At 31.9% G+C, this 16733-nt stretch carries 15 protein-coding genes; 6 read left to right on the forward strand and 9 right to left on the reverse strand.

What is annotated here, in order from left to right:
* A complete protein-coding gene (locus tag MK851_RS10565) occupies positions 1-1506 on the forward strand; it encodes a lipopolysaccharide biosynthesis protein (RefSeq protein ID WP_320243758.1) in 1506 nt (501 codons plus the stop codon).
* A 314-nt stretch (positions 1507-1820) separates the two neighbouring features.
* Here the strand turns inward: MK851_RS10565 and MK851_RS10570 are convergent, their stop codons facing one another.
* The 8 genes from MK851_RS10570 to MK851_RS10605 all read right to left on the reverse strand — a co-directional run bounded on the left by MK851_RS10570 (position 1821) and on the right by MK851_RS10605 (position 9328).
* Positions 1821-2441, reverse strand: coding sequence for a WbqC family protein (locus tag MK851_RS10570; RefSeq protein ID WP_320243760.1), 621 nt, complete (start codon positions 2439-2441; stop codon positions 1821-1823).
* Positions 2441-4021, reverse strand: coding sequence for a signal peptidase I (gene lepB / locus MK851_RS10575; RefSeq protein WP_320243762.1), 1581 nt, complete (start codon positions 4019-4021; stop codon positions 2441-2443). The genes MK851_RS10570 and lepB overlap by 1 nt, the downstream gene beginning before the upstream one ends.
* A gap of 79 nt (positions 4022-4100) precedes the next feature.
* Entirely contained in the window at positions 4101-4802 is a 702-nt protein-coding gene (gene dapB, locus MK851_RS10580) for a 4-hydroxy-tetrahydrodipicolinate reductase (RefSeq protein WP_320243765.1), read from the reverse strand.
* A gap of 1 nt (position 4803) precedes the next feature.
* Positions 4804-5382 carry a DUF5683 domain-containing protein gene (locus MK851_RS10585; RefSeq protein WP_320243767.1) on the reverse strand — a complete coding sequence of 193 codons (579 nt, stop codon included), beginning with the start codon at positions 5380-5382 and terminating at the stop codon, positions 4804-4806.
* Positions 5383-6270: a ParB/RepB/Spo0J family partition protein gene (locus MK851_RS10590; protein ID WP_115900743.1), complete on the reverse strand. Its 888-nt coding sequence runs from the start codon at positions 6268-6270 to the stop codon at positions 5383-5385. It lies immediately after the preceding gene.
* A 9-nt stretch (positions 6271-6279) separates the two neighbouring features.
* Positions 6280-7044, reverse strand: coding sequence for a ParA family protein (locus MK851_RS10595; RefSeq protein WP_047789668.1), 765 nt, complete (start codon positions 7042-7044; stop codon positions 6280-6282).
* A 134-nt stretch (positions 7045-7178) separates the two neighbouring features.
* Positions 7179-8297: a DNA polymerase III subunit beta gene (dnaN, locus tag MK851_RS10600; protein ID WP_303508952.1), complete on the reverse strand. Its 1119-nt coding sequence runs from the start codon at positions 8295-8297 to the stop codon at positions 7179-7181.
* An 86-nt stretch (positions 8298-8383) separates the two neighbouring features.
* Entirely contained in the window at positions 8384-9328 is a 945-nt protein-coding gene (locus tag MK851_RS10605; RefSeq protein WP_320243776.1) for a lipid A deacylase LpxR family protein, read from the reverse strand.
* A 69-nt stretch (positions 9329-9397) separates the two neighbouring features.
* On the opposite strand from MK851_RS10605, the gene ppk2 (MK851_RS10610) reads away from it, so the two are divergent.
* Both ppk2 (MK851_RS10610) and ppk2 (MK851_RS10615) read left to right on the forward strand, forming a co-directional pair.
* Entirely contained in the window at positions 9398-10255 is an 858-nt protein-coding gene (gene ppk2 / locus MK851_RS10610; protein ID WP_303508954.1) for a polyphosphate kinase 2, read from the forward strand.
* Between the two features lie 2 nt (positions 10256-10257).
* Entirely contained in the window at positions 10258-11037 is a 780-nt protein-coding gene (ppk2, locus tag MK851_RS10615) for a polyphosphate kinase 2 (protein ID WP_115900739.1), read from the forward strand.
* Here ppk2 (MK851_RS10615) and MK851_RS10620 read toward each other — a convergent pair whose 3' ends face one another.
* Positions 11038-11673: a hypothetical protein gene (locus MK851_RS10620; protein ID WP_320243779.1), complete on the reverse strand. Its 636-nt coding sequence runs from the start codon at positions 11671-11673 to the stop codon at positions 11038-11040.
* Positions 11674-11756: 83 nt separating this feature from the next.
* Between MK851_RS10620 and MK851_RS10625 the strand changes: the two genes are divergently transcribed.
* The 3 genes from MK851_RS10625 to MK851_RS10635 all read left to right on the forward strand — a co-directional run.
* On the forward strand, positions 11757-12302 hold the full coding sequence (locus MK851_RS10625) for a Smr/MutS family protein (protein WP_303508958.1): 546 nt from the start codon (positions 11757-11759) through the stop codon (positions 12300-12302).
* Between the two features lie 59 nt (positions 12303-12361).
* On the forward strand, positions 12362-13498 hold the full coding sequence (locus MK851_RS10630) for a cysteine desulfurase family protein (protein ID WP_320243782.1): 1137 nt from the start codon (positions 12362-12364) through the stop codon (positions 13496-13498).
* 354 nt (positions 13499-13852) lie between these two features.
* A partial coding sequence (locus MK851_RS10635; RefSeq protein ID WP_320243785.1) for a choice-of-anchor L domain-containing protein occupies positions 13853-16733 on the forward strand: 2881 nt, incomplete at its 3' end.

The raw sequence follows: 16733 nt of genomic DNA on the forward strand, positions 1-16733 counted from the left end.
TTGGGAATTGTATTTAAACAATCGTTCAGAAACACTCTAATAATCTATTTAGGGTTTTTAATTGGAGGTATTAACACCTTGGTGTTATACACACGGTTTTTAGGAGATGAGTATTATGGATTAGCAACCTATGTTTTTTCGGCTTCAAACTTAATTATGCCTATAACAGCCTTTGGAGTTCACTTTACAATTATCAAGTTTTTTTCTGGATATACTTCAAAAGTAGAAAAAGATAAATTTTTAAGCTCTATAATTTTTTTACCATTATTTATAGCGATTCCAATAGGATATTTTTGGAATTTCTTTCATAACTGGATTATGAATTATGTAGTAGCAAGTGGTTCTAATGAAAATTTAATAATTGAAGACTACACAATTTATATTTATATAATAGCGGTTGCTTGCGCCTATTTTGAAGTGTTTTATTCATGGGCAAGAGTACAAATGCAATCGGTTTTTGGTAATGTTTTAAAAGAGCTATATAACAGAGTAGCTGTAATGGTTTTACTTTTGGCTGTGTATTTTCATTTGATAACTAAGGAAGAGTTTCTAGTATATATGTCGGTAGCATATATATTTAGAGTGTTGTTAATGATGATATATGCGTTTCGTTTATATACACCAAAATTTGCATTCAGTTTACCAGATAATTTTAAAGAAGTTTTACGATACACTTTTTATATCATTTTAGCAGGTAGTGCAGGAGCTATTATTTTGGATATTGATAAAGTAATGATACCAGGTAAAGAAGGCTTTGCTACTGCGGCATATTATACTGTAGCAGTGTTTATTGGGTCTTTTATAGAAGCTCCAAGTAGAGCTATGGGGCAAATTTTACAACCATTGACCTCTAAAGCACTCAATGAAAATAATCCTAAGGAAACAGAGAACTTGTATAAAAAAAGTTCTATTAATTTATTGTTGATTGGTGGATTGTTTTTTGTGTTAGTGAATTGTAATGTGGAGGAATTGTTCAGGCTGATGCCGAATAAAAATTATGGAAAAGAAGGAGTATTAGTAGTATTACTGATTTCTTCTGCAAAATTATTTTTAATGTCATTAGGTAGTAATGGTGCTATTATAAGTAATTCTAAATTTTATCGTATAACCTTGCCAGTAGGCTTAGGAATGGCTTTTTCAGTGTATTTTTTAAATAGTTACTTTTTTAATGATTTAGAAATGGGAACGAAAGGGTTGGCACTAGCAACACTTATTACAGTCTTAGTATTTAATGCCTTTAAACTATGGTTTGTAAAAGAAAAATTCAATATGACACCCTTTACCAATAAAACATTTTTAATGATTTTTATTGTCTTAATTATGTTTTTAGGGTTTAATTTTTGGAATTTCTCTATATCCGAGTTTTATCTTTTTGACTTTCCAATTCACCCAATTGTAAACATTGTTTTAAAGAGTATATTAATTATAGCAATTTATGTTTTTGTAGTAGTAAAATTATCTATTTCTGAACAGATTAACAATTTAGCTAAAAGATATATAAAGTAAAAAGACCTGCACACAAAGGGAACAAGTCTTTTCTTAATAATAAGGGAAATGAAACATTAAAAAGGGGGAAATGCTTCGCTGACAAATATATATATAAAATAAGTAAATAACCTCTTAGTTTATGTTAAAAATATAGGTTGTTTAATTCCTTTCTTTAAAAGTCAGATGTCTTTTTTCTGTTGAAGTAAATGGAAAAAATATTTAAGAGTAAATTTTTAGCTTTAAATGATTTCCTTTACTATCTTTTTATAATATAATTAATAGGAATTTTAGATAAGCAATATAAATTCTATTGATAAAATAATTAGAGGGGACTATCTCAAATTTACATTAATTTTCTCTAAAAAGCTAATAGTGTTAGATCCTTCCATAAAAAGGAGATCTAGAATAGATAAATTAGGTATAAATCCGTATTTATCATCAAACATTTGAATATAAGAATCCATTTCTATTTCAATTCCTTTTTTAGCAATAGCTAAAGGTCTAAAGTCAGCGCTTTCAGAGTTTAGTTCGTAACTAGTTGTTTTGGTGAATTGTTGCTTAATTTGTAGAGCATCAGTTACAAATAAATGAGTATCAATATTTAAATCTTGTAAGAATTTATACTTTTTGTTGAAAATAGTAAGTAAATCATTTTCAAAAAATTCAAAAAAAGGAGAGGAGCGATAAGCTGACTGTAATGACTTAAAATGTTGCTGTTGCCAAGGGAAGTCATTTTCAACTAAAGTATCTTTTGTCTTTTTTCGACCTTCTTTTGTTTTGTTTTTTACAGGAATGTTTAGAGCAAGTTTACCATTAGCGCCATAAATATAACAACGGTTACGGTAGGTTTGTTTTTGATAATTATCATTAACCTCAAAAGTAATAGCATCCGATTGATAGATTGCTGCATATTGCGAAATAGGAGCAAAGTATGTTGGGATAAAAAGTGACATTAGGCTTTCTTCTTTTTACTTTTTCTAAAACTATACACAATATAGCCCCCAATTGATAATAAAACTAACCAAAGATAAGAAACTGGTTTACCACTACCCCCAACAGTTGTAAACATTCTGTCCCAACGAATAGAGTTTAATTTAGCTATAAAACTAGGTGCATTGGCATCCCAACTTAACCAAATCATAACAGGTTTACCAACTACATGATCAAAAGGTACATACCCCCAATTTCTAGCATCTAATGAGCGTTGACGATTGTCACCCATCATCCAGTAATAGTCTTGCTTAAAAGTGTATTCTTTTGCCTTCTTACCATTGATGTAAATATCGTCTCCAAAAATAGTTAAATTGTTGTTTTCATATCTTCGAATAATTTGCTCGTAAAAAGGAATGGTTGCAGCATTTAATTCAACCGTTGCTCCTTCTTTTGGAATATATATAGGGCCAAAATTATCAGTAGACCAAGCATATCTTGGGTCGTGAGGAAAAACAGATTTATCATAAGTCCCTTTTGGAGTTAAGTGTTTTTCAATGTTTTTTACAATTGGGTTTTTAGCTATTAAAGCAGCCTCTTCATCAGTTAAATTCAATACATATTTATCACCTTGCATTCCCCATTCTCTGATGTTGTATCTCTTTACTGCGCCTTCACTAAACTTTTCACCGTTAGTGTCTACAATATGTAGCCATTGTGGTTTTGCTCTATCAGGTAATACAGTTCTCTTTCCATTAATAAATACATAACCATCACGCACTTCTAAAGTATCACCAGGAGTACCTACTGCACGTTTTACATAGTTTGTACGTTTATCAATGGGTTTATAAGTGAAATTTCCAGAATTATCTCCCCACATCGTAGCTAGGGAATCTGAAGGCCAGCTAAAAACAACAATATCATTACGCTTAATTTTTTGAAAGCCAGGAACTCGCATGTAAGGTAAAGATAGCTTGTTTAGCAAACCATCTTTATTTTTATCGTCAGATAAGAATGATTTTGTACCTAACACAGGAATAGTATCATGTGCCATAGGTGCAGCAACAGTGGTCATAGGTACACGAGCACCGTAATGAAATTTACTTACAAACAAGTAATCACCAACCAATAAGGTTTTTTCTAATGATGATGTAGGAATGGTGTAGGGTTGCATAAAGTAAGTATGCACTAAAGTAGCAGCAATAATAGCAAAAGCAATAGAACTTACCCATTCACCCAAAGGAGATCTTGGTTTTAAGCTCCTATTTTCTATATGCTCTGCATTCGTAAAATAGTTAATATAATAGATGTATAACCCTAAAGTTAGAATAGCAAGGATAGTATCAGGTCTTTTATTAAAACCAAAACTTCTACAAGTTTCAATCCAAATTATAGGAAACATTAATAAATTTACAATAGGAATAAATAATAAAACTACCCACCATTTTGGGCGATTTATTATTTGCATTAATATGATAGCATTGTATACAGGTACCGCTGCTTCCCAAGCTTTTCTGCCAGCTCTAGTATATAACTTCCAAGTACCTAAAAAATGAATAATTTGTATGAATAAAAAGAATAAAAACCATTCAGTAAATGTCATAATCTATATATTTTGTAATTCCTTATAAGGAATAAAATTCAATTTTATTTGTGTGTTTTTTGAGCTATTTGTTACGTTATTAACCTAAGTTTAACACATCTCGCATAGTAAAAACACCTGTTTTATCATTTAGCCACTCAGCAGCAATTACAGCACCCAAAGCAAAACCTTGACGGTTATGAGCTGTGTGTTTAATATCAATAGTATCTATTTCAGAATTGTAAGTCACGGTGTGAGTACCTGGAACATCCGGAGTTCTGATAGCTTTAATAGGAATATTTTCGTCTGATGTTTTTTCATCTAATTCCCAAGCCTTTTGGTTAGTGTTTTCAATAACACCTTCTGCCAATGTAATTGCAGTACCGCTTGGAGCATCTAACTTTTTAGTATGATGAATCTCTTCAATAGAAACATTATATTGTTCTAAAGTACTCATCATTTTAGCAAGCTGTTTGTTTAGTTCAAAGAAAACATTAACACCTAAACTAAAGTTAGAGGCATAAATAAATGCACCGCTTTTTTTATTACATAAATCAACAACATCGTTGTATTTATCTAACCAACCAGTAGTACCAGAAATAATAGGTATATTATTGTTAATACAATTGCTGATGTTGTTGTATGCAGAAGAAGGAATACTAAAGTCTATTGCTACATCAGCTTTTGTAATATCATAAACTTCTTTTCCAGAAGTTTTTATAATAATTTCATGTCCTCTTTGTAAAGCAAATTTTTCAATTTCTTTACCCATTCTACCATAACCAAGTAAGGCTATTTTCATCTTAAAAAGAATATTTAAATGTTAAACCAACTTTCGGTGCTTCAATAAATAAAGGATCAGGAGTTATTACTGGTTTTACAGATAAACTGTCATCTGTGTCAAATTGTAATAAGTGCGCATTAACACTAGCTTCAACAATTTGTAAAACGTATAAAAGCACACCAGTTAATAATGATAAATCTCTATTTTTTCGTAAAGTTTTTTGAGCACTTTCTAAACCAGGAGTAGAAATAAGAACAGTTCCATCCTCTCTAGTAAATTCGTCTTTTAATCCTTGGCTTCTTAGCTTAAAAGCTGTTCGGTAGCGATCATACTGGTTACTATTATCAATATAAAAATAAGCACTAGCACCCATTGCCGCCCATACTATAGGAGCTTTCCAATACTTTCCATTATAAATTTGCCCACCTCCAGGGAAAATAGCCGAATAAAAAGCAGCTTTTGAAGGAGATAAAGGGTTGTATTTGTCGCTAGTTAATTGAAGCTGTTTTGCTCTAACTGCAATAGAATCTTTTTGAGCAAAGGCATTTTGAAACAAAAAAAGACTAAAAAAAGCGAATATGATTATACGTACGTTCAATTACTTTAATAAGTTTTTAATGCGATTAAAATCTTCTTCTGAATGAAAAGGAATAGAAATTTTACCTTTTCCACGATTATTTACAGAAACATCAATCTTATGACCAAAATAATCACTGATATCTTTAACACTTTCAGAAATATAATTAGGTAAAGGTTTCTTTTTTACTGCCTTAGCAACTTTACCAGCTTTTAAGTTTTTGACTAGTTCTTCAGTTTGACGTACTGATAATTTATCACGAACAATTTTCTCATAAATATTTAATTGATCAGAATTACTATCAACATTAATCAAAGCACGACCGTGTCCCATTGAAATAAATCCGTCACGCATTCCTGTTTGAATAATTGGGTCTAATTTCAATAAACGTAAGTAGTTGGTAACTGTAGAACGTTTTTTACCTACACGAGTACTCAATTCTTCTTGTGTAAGTTGAATTTCATCAATTAAACGTTGGTATGAAAGAGCAACTTCAATTGGGTCTAAATTTTTACGTTGAATATTTTCAACCAATGCCATTTCAAGCATTTCCTGATCGTTAGCTAAACGAATATAAGCAGGAACAGTCTTGTTTCCAATAAGTTTAGAGGCTCTGAAACGGCGCTCTCCAGAAACTAATTGAAATTTATCACTAGAAAGTTTACGGACAGTAATAGGCTGAATAACACCTAATTCTTTAATAGAACTAGCTAATTCGCGCAACGCTTCTTCATCAAAATAAGTTCTAGGTTGATACGGGTTTACATCTATCGAATTTATATCGATTTCAAGAATGTTTCCTACTAACTTATCTGCATTTTTGTCTTCTGCAGAATTTACTTCTGCAGTTTCTTTTAACAATGCTGATAAACCTCTACCTAAAGCTTGTTTTTTTGTTGCTTTTGCCATGTACAGTAATTATGCGTTTTTAGTTAAAATTTCGTTCGCCAAATTTAAGTAATTTACGGCACCTTTACTCGTTGCATCGTATGAAATTATACTTTCTCCATAACTTGGTGCTTCACTTAAACGGATATTTCTGTGTACTATTGTTTCAAAAACCATAGAACTGAAGTGTTTACGTACTTCGTCTACAACTTGATTTGATAAACGTAAACGAGAATCGAACATGGTTAATAATAAACCTTCAATTTCTAATTCTTGATTGTGTATTTTCTGAACACTTTTAATGGTGTTTAATAACTTTCCTAAACCTTCTAAAGCAAAGTATTCACATTGAATAGGTATAACAACAGAGTCTGCTGCTACAAGTGAGTTTAAGGTTATTAAACCTAAAGATGGAGCACAATCAATTAAAATAAAATCGTAATCATCTTTAATATCTTCTAACGCTTTTTTTAACATGTATTCGCGTTGTTGCTTGTCTACCAATTCAATTTCAATGGCTACTAAATCAATATGAGCAGGGATTAAGTCAACGTTTGGAGAGTCAGTTTTTAAAACAGTATCCTTTGCAGAGATTGTATGTTCTAAAACCTGATATGTTCCAATTTCTATACTTTCAACGTCTAAACCTAAACCAGAAGTAGCATTTGCTTGGGGATCAGCATCAATTAACAATACTTTTTTTTCTAAAACACCTAAAGCCGCAGCTAAGTTCACAGATGTAGTAGTTTTACCTACGCCACCTTTTTGATTTGCAATTGCAATAATTCTACCCATTATAATTTATAAAGTTTGAAAGAGGTAAATTTACAATTATTTATCATTTTTAAAAGAGAAAGACGTTAATAAAATTACAAAAGCCACAGACTTTTGATTCTGTGGCTTTTGTAATTTTATATATTGTGAATTTATTATCCGTTTAACATCACAGGCATAACAAGCATAGTTACTAATTCACCTTCTTCAGTTCCGTCAATAGGAGTTAAAATTCCAGCTCTATTTGGTAAACTCATTTCAATTAAAACATCGTTAGAGTTTAGGTTGTTTAACATTTCGCTTAAAAAACGAGAGTTAAACCCAATTTGCATATCATCTCCTTGATAATCACAGTTTAATCGTTCGTCAGCTTTGTTAGAATAATCTAAATCTTCTGCAGAAATATTTAACTCAGTTCCCGCCATTTTTAAACGAATTTGATGCGTTGTTTTACTAGAGAAAATAGACACACGACGAACAGAGTTTAAGAAAGAAGCCCTGTCTACTGTTAATTTATTAGGATTCTCTTTCGGTATAACTGCTTCGTAGTTAGGGTATTTTCCATCAATTAATCGACAAATTAATACTACGTTATCAAAAGTAAACTTAGCATTGGTGTCGTTGTACTCAATAATAACATTATTTTCTGATCCACCTAAAATTCCCTTTAATAAGTTCAAAGGTTTTTTAGGCATGATAAATTCGGCTGATTTATCAGCAGTAATATCGGTACGTGTATATTTTACTAATTTATGAGCATCCGTAGCTACAAAAGTTAACTCTTTCGAATTGAACTGAAAAAATACACCACTCATCACTGGACGTAGATCATCATTACCAGCCGCAAAAATAGTTTTAGAAATAGCTGTAGCTAAAATATTTGATGGGATTTCTGTACTACTTGGAGAAGGTAATTCTACAGCTTTAGGGAATTCATCTCCACTAAAGTATGCCATGTCATATTTTCCTTGTTCAGAAATAATCTCAATAGTATTATCTCCTTCAACCTTAAAAGTAAGTGGTTGCTCAGGAAATGTTTTTAAAGTATCTAATAACAAACGAGCATTAATAGCAATCGCTCCAGTATCAGTACTTTCTACTTCAATAACAGAAGACATGGTAGTCTCAAGATCAGAAGCAGATATTTTTAATTCGTTTTCAGATAGTTCAAATAAAAAGTTATCTAAAATTGGTAACGTGTTATTGCTATTTATAACTCCTCCTAAAACTTGTAGTTGTTTTAATAACTGTGAGCTAGATACGATAAATTTCATTTAGTAATTTTTCTATTTATTAGACTTACAAATATATCTTAATTTGATGATTTTAAAAATTATTTTTTTTAAAGAGCTCAATAAGTTTAATTGAATTGATAATTTAATTGTATTGTGCCATAAAAATTCCCTTTAGGAACACGTGAGCTTTTGAGTTTTTTAGTGTGATAATTGATGGCGTATCCAAAATTAAAACGATTACTAGTAAAACGAATTCCAAACTCTGTTGTAAACTTAAAAGGCTCTACTTCAAACGTAACTGGGCTGTCGTCGTTTAAAAAACTTCCTTCAATAGTTGCGTCATAAACAACATAATGAAGCATTGGTTTTAGGTATAAAAAGACTTCCGCCTTATTTTCGAAGCTAGTGTTTTGGTTATTTAAGTTTCCATGAAAAGCGATGGAATTTGTAATGCTCTCTAAAGGCTTAAAACCAACACGAGTATACAAGCCTGTTGATAAGTCAGTGTAAACAGTACCTAACCTAGCAGAGTTTATCCAGTTAAGGTCAAAAATATTATCTCGGGCTATTTTTTTAATATAATCAGTATTTAAATTAAGAGCAAATGCATTTTTTATTTGGTACTCCCATCCTGTAGCTTCTCTAAAACCATACATTTTATGGATAATTCCTTGCAGTTCTTCACTTAAAGAAGATGAACCGATGGTACCTATTTGAATGGATGTTTTTAAAATAGATTCATTTGTGTAAAACTTGTTTATACCAAAACTACCATATAAATAACCAGCAAAAGGACGATCATGCTCTTCAATAGTTTCAATAACAGCTTTGTAGGGAGTGTACATATGGTGTCCTAATTGAATTTCATATATTTTTTTATCAATATTTCCAACTTGCTTTTTACTTAGGAAGCGGTATGTTAAAAAGGCTCCGTTAGTATAATATCTGTCTTGATAAGTAGAAGTATATAAGTCATTATCATTTATAAAACTAAACTCCTTAGCGTATTTACGTTGTGAGAATGTATGAAGAGAAAATAAGATAAATAAAAGTAGTATATTTTTTTTCATAGCTGTAAATATCGTATTATTTTAGCACAACCTTGGTTAAATTATTAACAAGAATAACTAAATAAACTTATGAAAGAAAAACCTGAATTAACAATTGAAGACTTTGAAAGTGTTTCGACAAATGAAGAATTGTTGGCTATTATTGAAGAAAAGGGAATTTCTATTACAAAAGTTAAAGTAAAGCTAAATTATGAAGAAGAGCTGAGGAAGTTACAAATAGAGTTAGTAAAACTTCAGCAGTGGATAGCAAAAAATAATAAGCGAGTTGCTGTAATCTTTGAAGGAAGAGATGCTGCAGGAAAAGGAGGGAGTATTCGACGTTTTATGGAGCATATGAATCCGCGTTCTACTCGTTTAGTAGCTTTAAATAAACCAACTGAAGTAGAAAAAGGGCAATGGTATTTTCAACGATATATTAAAGAGTTGCCTAACCCAGGAGAAATTGTGTTTTTTGACCGTAGTTGGTATAATAGAGCAGTGGTTGAGCCAGTGATGGGATTCTGTACAGATGATCAATATAAAAACTTTTTAGTACAGGTGCCAGAGTTTGAACACATGTTGTATGAAGACGGTGTTGTGGTTATAAAGTTTTGGTTGTCAATTTCAAAAGAAGAACAATTACGACGTTTCAATTCTCGAAATAACAATCCTTTAAAACGCTGGAAATTTAGTCCTGTTGATAAAAGAGGACAAGAATTATGGGATACATATAGTTACTATAAAAATGAAATGTTTAGTAAAACACATACGGCTTATAGCCCGTGGATAGTAGTAAAAACAAACAATAAAAAAGAAGCTAGAGTAGAGTGTATGCGCCATGTATTATCTCAGTTTGATTATGATGGAAGAGAAGAAGAAACAACAGTTTTAACGCCAGATCCAAATATTGTAATGCGTTATTATCGTTCAGTAAAACATTTAGATTAAGAATGGGAAAGTTAACTCAAAGAGACGTAAATAAATTAAATACAACAAGAGGTTTAAAAGCTTTATTATCGAAATCTTTTAATTTAGAAAGAGCAATCCGATATGTTGATTATGAGCGAAAATTAAAAAAGTTACAAGTTGAAATAATTCGTTTACAAGCCTGGGCGATTCAAGAAAATGAACGAATTATAGTAATTTTTGAAGGAAGAGATGCTGCAGGAAAAGGTGGAGCGATACGTAGAATAACAGAACGTATCAATCCTCGTCATATGCGAATTGTAGCGCTTCCCAAACCTAATGAAGATCAAAAAACACAATGGTACTTTCAGCGATATGTTGAACAGTTTCCTAAAGCAGGAGAAATTGTGTTTTTTGATAGAAGTTGGTATAATCGCGCAGTAGTTGAGCCCGTGAATGGTTTTTGTACTCAAGAGGAATATGAGATTTTTATGAATCAGGTAAACGATTTTGAACGTATGATTTTAGAATCTGGCATTCGGTTGGTGAAAATTTATATGTCTATCAATAAAAAAGAACAAGCAAAACGATTCAACGATATAAAAAATAATCCATTAAAACAATGGAAAATGACGCCTGTAGATGAAAAGGCACAAGAACTTTGGGATGATTATACAGAATATAAAAAAGCAATGTTCTCTAAAACAAATACAGAAATATCTCCTTGGAAAGTTATTCGAGCTAACAGAAAAACAGTGGCAAGGGTAAATGTAATTAATTATATTTTAGAAAGAATCCCTTACGATAAAAGTATAAAAGTATAACTAAGGTAACCTTTGTTCTACTTCTTTAAAAATAAAAAACAATTCACCAGCAATTTGCTTACTTGTTTGAAGATAAGTTTCTTCGGTTAAGTCAGTATTGTCTGATTTTTTTGGGTCGTTATAAGGTAAATGAAAACGCTCGATAGCATCAGGAATGTATGGACAGTTTTGATCGGCATTATCACAAGTAGTAATTGCAATAAAAGGAAAACTATTTTGAGGATGATCATATAACTTTGAAAAACCTAAGATAGATTTCTTAGTTCCGTTAAAAGATACTAAATATCTAGGATTCTGATGAGAAAAATCAACAACACTAAAAATAAAGCCAGTTTTTTGTAAGCTTTTAACTGTGTTTCTGTGAAAAGAAGTAGTTTCTGTTCCACCAGAATAGGTAAACATATTCTTTAAATTAAAATATTCAATAGCAAAGAAGCTCCATACCTGAGTAAACTGACTTCTACGAGAATTATGAGTACAAATAAAATTTAAATTTATTTTTTCTCTATCAAGATATTCTTCAAAAATAGTATCAGCTATTTCAAGTAATAAATCTTTACGGTCTTCAGTAAGAATTAATTCTTTTCTTGCTTCCTCAAAGAAATTTTTTGTGTTGATATTCTTAGTGTTTATCATTTATTTGCAGTTATTTTGCAGAGTGAAATTATTTGTAAAAATACAAGCTAATGCCCTTTTAGCTAATTAAATAAAGGTTAAGAATGTGTTTAGAAATAGGAAATAAAGTAGCTGTTATAGATGCTAACATTAGAGGAGTAGTAGTGAAATTAAATGGAGATAATGTTTTTGTATTAGATGATGAAGGTATGGAGTATTGCTTTACAAAAAAAGAACTAGTGAAGGTTGAAGTCGATCAAAATGAGCTAAGCAAGTATTCTGATATAAACAACCCAATGCTGAAAGCTAAAATTCAATCAAAAGAAAAAAAGAAAAAAACATCTTTTGTAAAAGATAAAAAAGAAGTGATAATGGAGGTAGATTTACATGCTGAAAAGTTAGTGAAATCTACAAGAGGAATGGATAATTTTGATATTTTGTCATTACAAATTAATACAGCAAAGCATAAATTAGAATACTGCATATCAAAAAAAATATCTAAGTTAGTTTTGATACATGGAATAGGAGATGGAGTTTTAAAAACAGAATTAAAATACTTGTTAAATAATTATCCAGTTAAATATTACGATGCTTCTTATCAAAAATATGGACAAGGAGCTACAGAGGTGTATGTTTTTCAAAATGGATAATTCATTTACAAAACGCCTAATGAGTTTAACTATCAACTAGAAAATCTTACTTTTGTGTTATGAATTCTATATACTTAGACAATGCCGCAACAACACCTATGCTGCCAGAAGTTATTGAGGTTGTTCAACAATCAATGCAAACAAATTATGGAAACCCATCATCTACGCATCAATATGGAAGGAAGGCTAAAGCTGCGGTTGAAACAGCTAGAAAAAATATAGCGAAACATTTTAATGTGTCTTCAAGTGAGATTATTTTTACAGCAGGAGGAACTGAAGCGGATAACTTAATTTTATTTAATGCTGTATTAAATTTAGGAGTAGAACGAATTATTACTTCTAAGATAGAGCATCACGCTGTTTTAAACACGGTGCAGTTTTTAGAAAAAAAGTATAAAATAACTGTTGATTACATTGAAGTAAATGAAAACGGGACTGTTTTAGTAGACGATCTGGGAGACATACTAAATAAATCAAAGAAAAAAACGTTGGTGAGTTTGATGTATGTAAATAATGAGATTGGCAATTTATTACCAATTGACAAAGTAGCGAAATTATGTAAAGAGCATAATGTTTATTTTCATTCAGATACGGTACAAGCCATAGGGCATTATGCCATTGATTTACAAAAAACACCAATAGATTTTATTGCAGCAAGTGCTCATAAATTTCATGGACCTAAAGGAGTAGGATTCGCTTATTTTAAAAAAGGAATTGGAATACTTCCAATGTTACATGGAGGTGAACAAGAAAAAGGAGCAAGGTCAAGTACTGAAAATGTACATTCAATAATTGGTATGGAAAAGGCGCTAACTATTGCTTGTGAAAACCTAAGAAAAGATGAGGAATATATAAAAGGGTTAAAGAAGTATTTTATAAGAAAAATAAAAGAAATAATCCCAAGTGTTATGGCTAATGGAGAATCGATGGAAGAAACAAGTTATACCATACTAAATTTACGATTTCCTGTTGAAGATAAAATGTTGTTGTTTAATTTAGATTTATCTGGAATAGCTGTATCTGGAGGTAGTGCCTGTCAGAGTGGTAGTAGTAAAGGATCTCACGTGTTACAAGAGTTTTTAGGTGAAGAGGAAGAAAAGAAAACATCCGTACGATTTTCTTTTAGTAAATTAAACACAATTGATGAAATTGATTATGCGTTGAACCAGTTAAAAAAGGTATTAAAAATAAAATAATTTTTTTTATTTGTTTTAAGAAAATTTTTATTTTTTTGTGTTAAGTAAAAGTTAAAAAATATTGATTCTGTTATTGATATGTTTTATTGATGATAAGATTGTTTGTTATTTTTTTTTATTATAACGTGACTTAAATTGTTAATTTTACGTCTAATGTTTTAGTGAGAGTAAAAAAAGTTTACTTTTGCACATTCAAAATTTTAGAGGCCCCCCACAAGAAATAAGTTGTAAAAGAGCAACTTAATGTTTTTTTTGTGTGGGGTTTTTTATATCCCACCGTATTGTTTATTAAAAAATAAAAAGCCTTGAAGAACTTTAAGGCACAACATTGTATATAAAATAATATGTATTAATATGAGGGAGAGTTACATTTCAAATAACTTTACAATAAGAAAAGGTATTAAATTCTTTTTAACCTTAATTTTTTTAAGTGTAATTGTACACGTAAAAGCTCAGGTAGTAGTAACACCTAATCCTACAGCTGTACAAATAGCAACAGAATTACAATCAGCAGGTGTAATCATAACAAATCCTGTAATCACTAGAGGGGCAACAAACCAAATAGCTCTTTTTACAAATGGTGATGGAGGTGCTAACTTAGAGGTTGATAGAGGAATCGCTTTTACAACATCTAATGTTAATCAGGTTTTTGTTACAAATAATCAAACAGGACTATCTGTAAATGCTTCTGGAACAAATTATTCAGATACCGATTTAACAACAATTGATCCAGAGGCAACTAGGGATGTAGTTGTTTTTGAGTTTGATTTTAGAGCATTGCCAAACTATACAGGAGTTCTTTTAGAATATCAGTTTGGATCTGAGGAATACCCAGACTTTGTAGGATCTCCTTTCAATGATATTTTTGGTTTTTTTGTGACTGATCCTTTAGGGGTAGATCCAACAATACCAAATACTGCTCCTGGTGCAAATCTAGCACAGGTACCTAGTACTGCAAATCCAGTGGCAATTAATAATATAAATGCTGGTTTTAGAGGGAGTTCAGGAGGAGTTGGGGACTACCCCGGTATCACTCCTGATTTGTCGCAAGGTGCATTATATATTAATAATGGGCATGTTTTAGATAATGATACAAACCCAAATAATGCTGGCCCTGTAAATAATAATCCAGGAACCACTCCTATAGGCGTAGAGTTTAACGGTATTACTAGAAAATTAACCGCAAATATAAACTTAACACCAGGAATAACTTACCATATGAAAATAGCGATTGCAGATGTTTTTGATTCAAGTTATGACTCTGGTGTGTTTATTACAAAAGTAGGAGGTGTACCTATTATAGTTGCTGAAGATGATTCGGGAGAAGTTGTTAGTACTAATGGAGGGGTAGCCGTAGTAAATGTTTTAACAAATGATACAGTAGCAGGTATAACTAATCCATCTGCATCAGGAGTAGAGCTATCTGAAGTTAGTTCTGAAAATTCAGGAATAATATTAAATACAAATACAGGAGAAGTTACTGTAGCTTCTGGTGTACCAGCGGGGGTATATGAATTAGTGTATAGTTTATGTCAGCCTTCAACAAATTGTGATACAGCAGTGGTTACGGTAACAGTTTTAGCAGATAGTGATGGAGACAATGTTGCGGATAGAAATGATTTAGATGATGATAATGATGGTATTTTAGATACAGAAGAAAATAATTGTATAGGATCTATAAGTTATGAATTCTACAACTCTTACCCTGCATCTAATTCAGTAGATGATATACCAACTACAGGGGCTTTAGCTATAGGAACTCGGTCTAATTTCAATGTAGACCAATTATGGGCGCTACATACCCCAGGAGATGATGAAACATTTAGTGTTAGATATAAAGGGTTATTAAGAATAGATACTGATGGAGTTTATACATTTTATACAACATCAGATGATGGGTCTAAATTATTTATAAATGGAATAGAAGTTGTTGATAATGATGGATTACATGGTAGTCAAACCAGAAATGGTCAAATATCTCTTAAACCAGGAGTACATGAACTCGAAGTGTTATTTTATGAAAGAACAGGAGCTGAAAGTTTGTCGGTGGAATATGCAGGACCATCTATATCAAGAAGAAATTTACCATTCTCAAGATTAAGCTGTCTGTTAGATTCCGACAATGATGGAATACCAAATCATTTAGACTTAGATAGCGATAATGATGGATGTTATGATGCTATAGAGGGAGATGAGAATGTTCTTAGTTCTCACTTAAACTCTGACGGTAGTATCAACATTGCTGCTAATGGTGGAGCTGACACAAATGGTGTTCCTGTTTTAGTAAATTCAGGAAGTGCAGACATAGGAGGAGATAAAGGGCAAGGAATAGGAACTAGTACTGCAGCCAACCCCGCTCCAGATGCAGGAACATTAAGTGGAGGAAATGTGGTTTATGTTAATAATAGTATAACATTAACTTCGGATGGAAATTCGGGTGGGGTTTGGAGTTCATCAAATCCTTCTAGGGCAACAGTTAACGTTAGTACAGGAGAAGTTTCAGGGGTGCTAGCAGGAACAGTAACAATTACTTATACAGTTACTTCTATAGGAGGATGTGAAGATAGTTCAGATATATCTATAACGGTACGTATCCCACCAACTGTAACAATAGGAGATGTAACGGTATCAGAAGGAGATGACGCGATTGTTCCAGTAACGTTAAGCAATCCAAGTGTAGAAGATACTACCGTAGAAGTAACGGTTGATGGTGTGGCTTATTCAGTGACAATTTTAGCAGGAAATACTACAGGAAGTGTAACAGTTCCAACGATAGAAGATACTGTATCAGGAGAAGCTGACGAAGTTTTCCCAGCAACAGGAGTTGTAACAGCAGGAGCAACAGGAACTATAACGGATGGATCGGTAACAATAAATGATGATGATGGAGCCCCAACCGTAGCAAGCATTACAGACGCAAGTGTAACAGAAGGAAGTGCTGTAGAGTTTGACTTTACGTTAAGCAATGCAAGTGCCTTAGCAGTAGACTATACATTTACCTTAACCAATGGCACCGCAGGAAGTTCAGACTATACGACGACCGATGTATTGGTAACCGTACCAGCAGGCGCAACAAGTGGAACGGTAAGTGTACCAACGACAGAGGATACTATAGATGAGTCAGATGAAACCTTTACTGTAGCCAACGGAGGGCAAACTGCTACAGGAACGATTCAAGATAATGATGGAGCCCCAACCGTAGCAAGCATTACAGACGCAAGTGTAACAGAAGGAA

This window comes from Tenacibaculum sp. 1B UA (genome assembly GCF_033978845.1).
GTDB lineage: Bacteria > Bacteroidota > Bacteroidia > Flavobacteriales > Flavobacteriaceae > Polaribacter.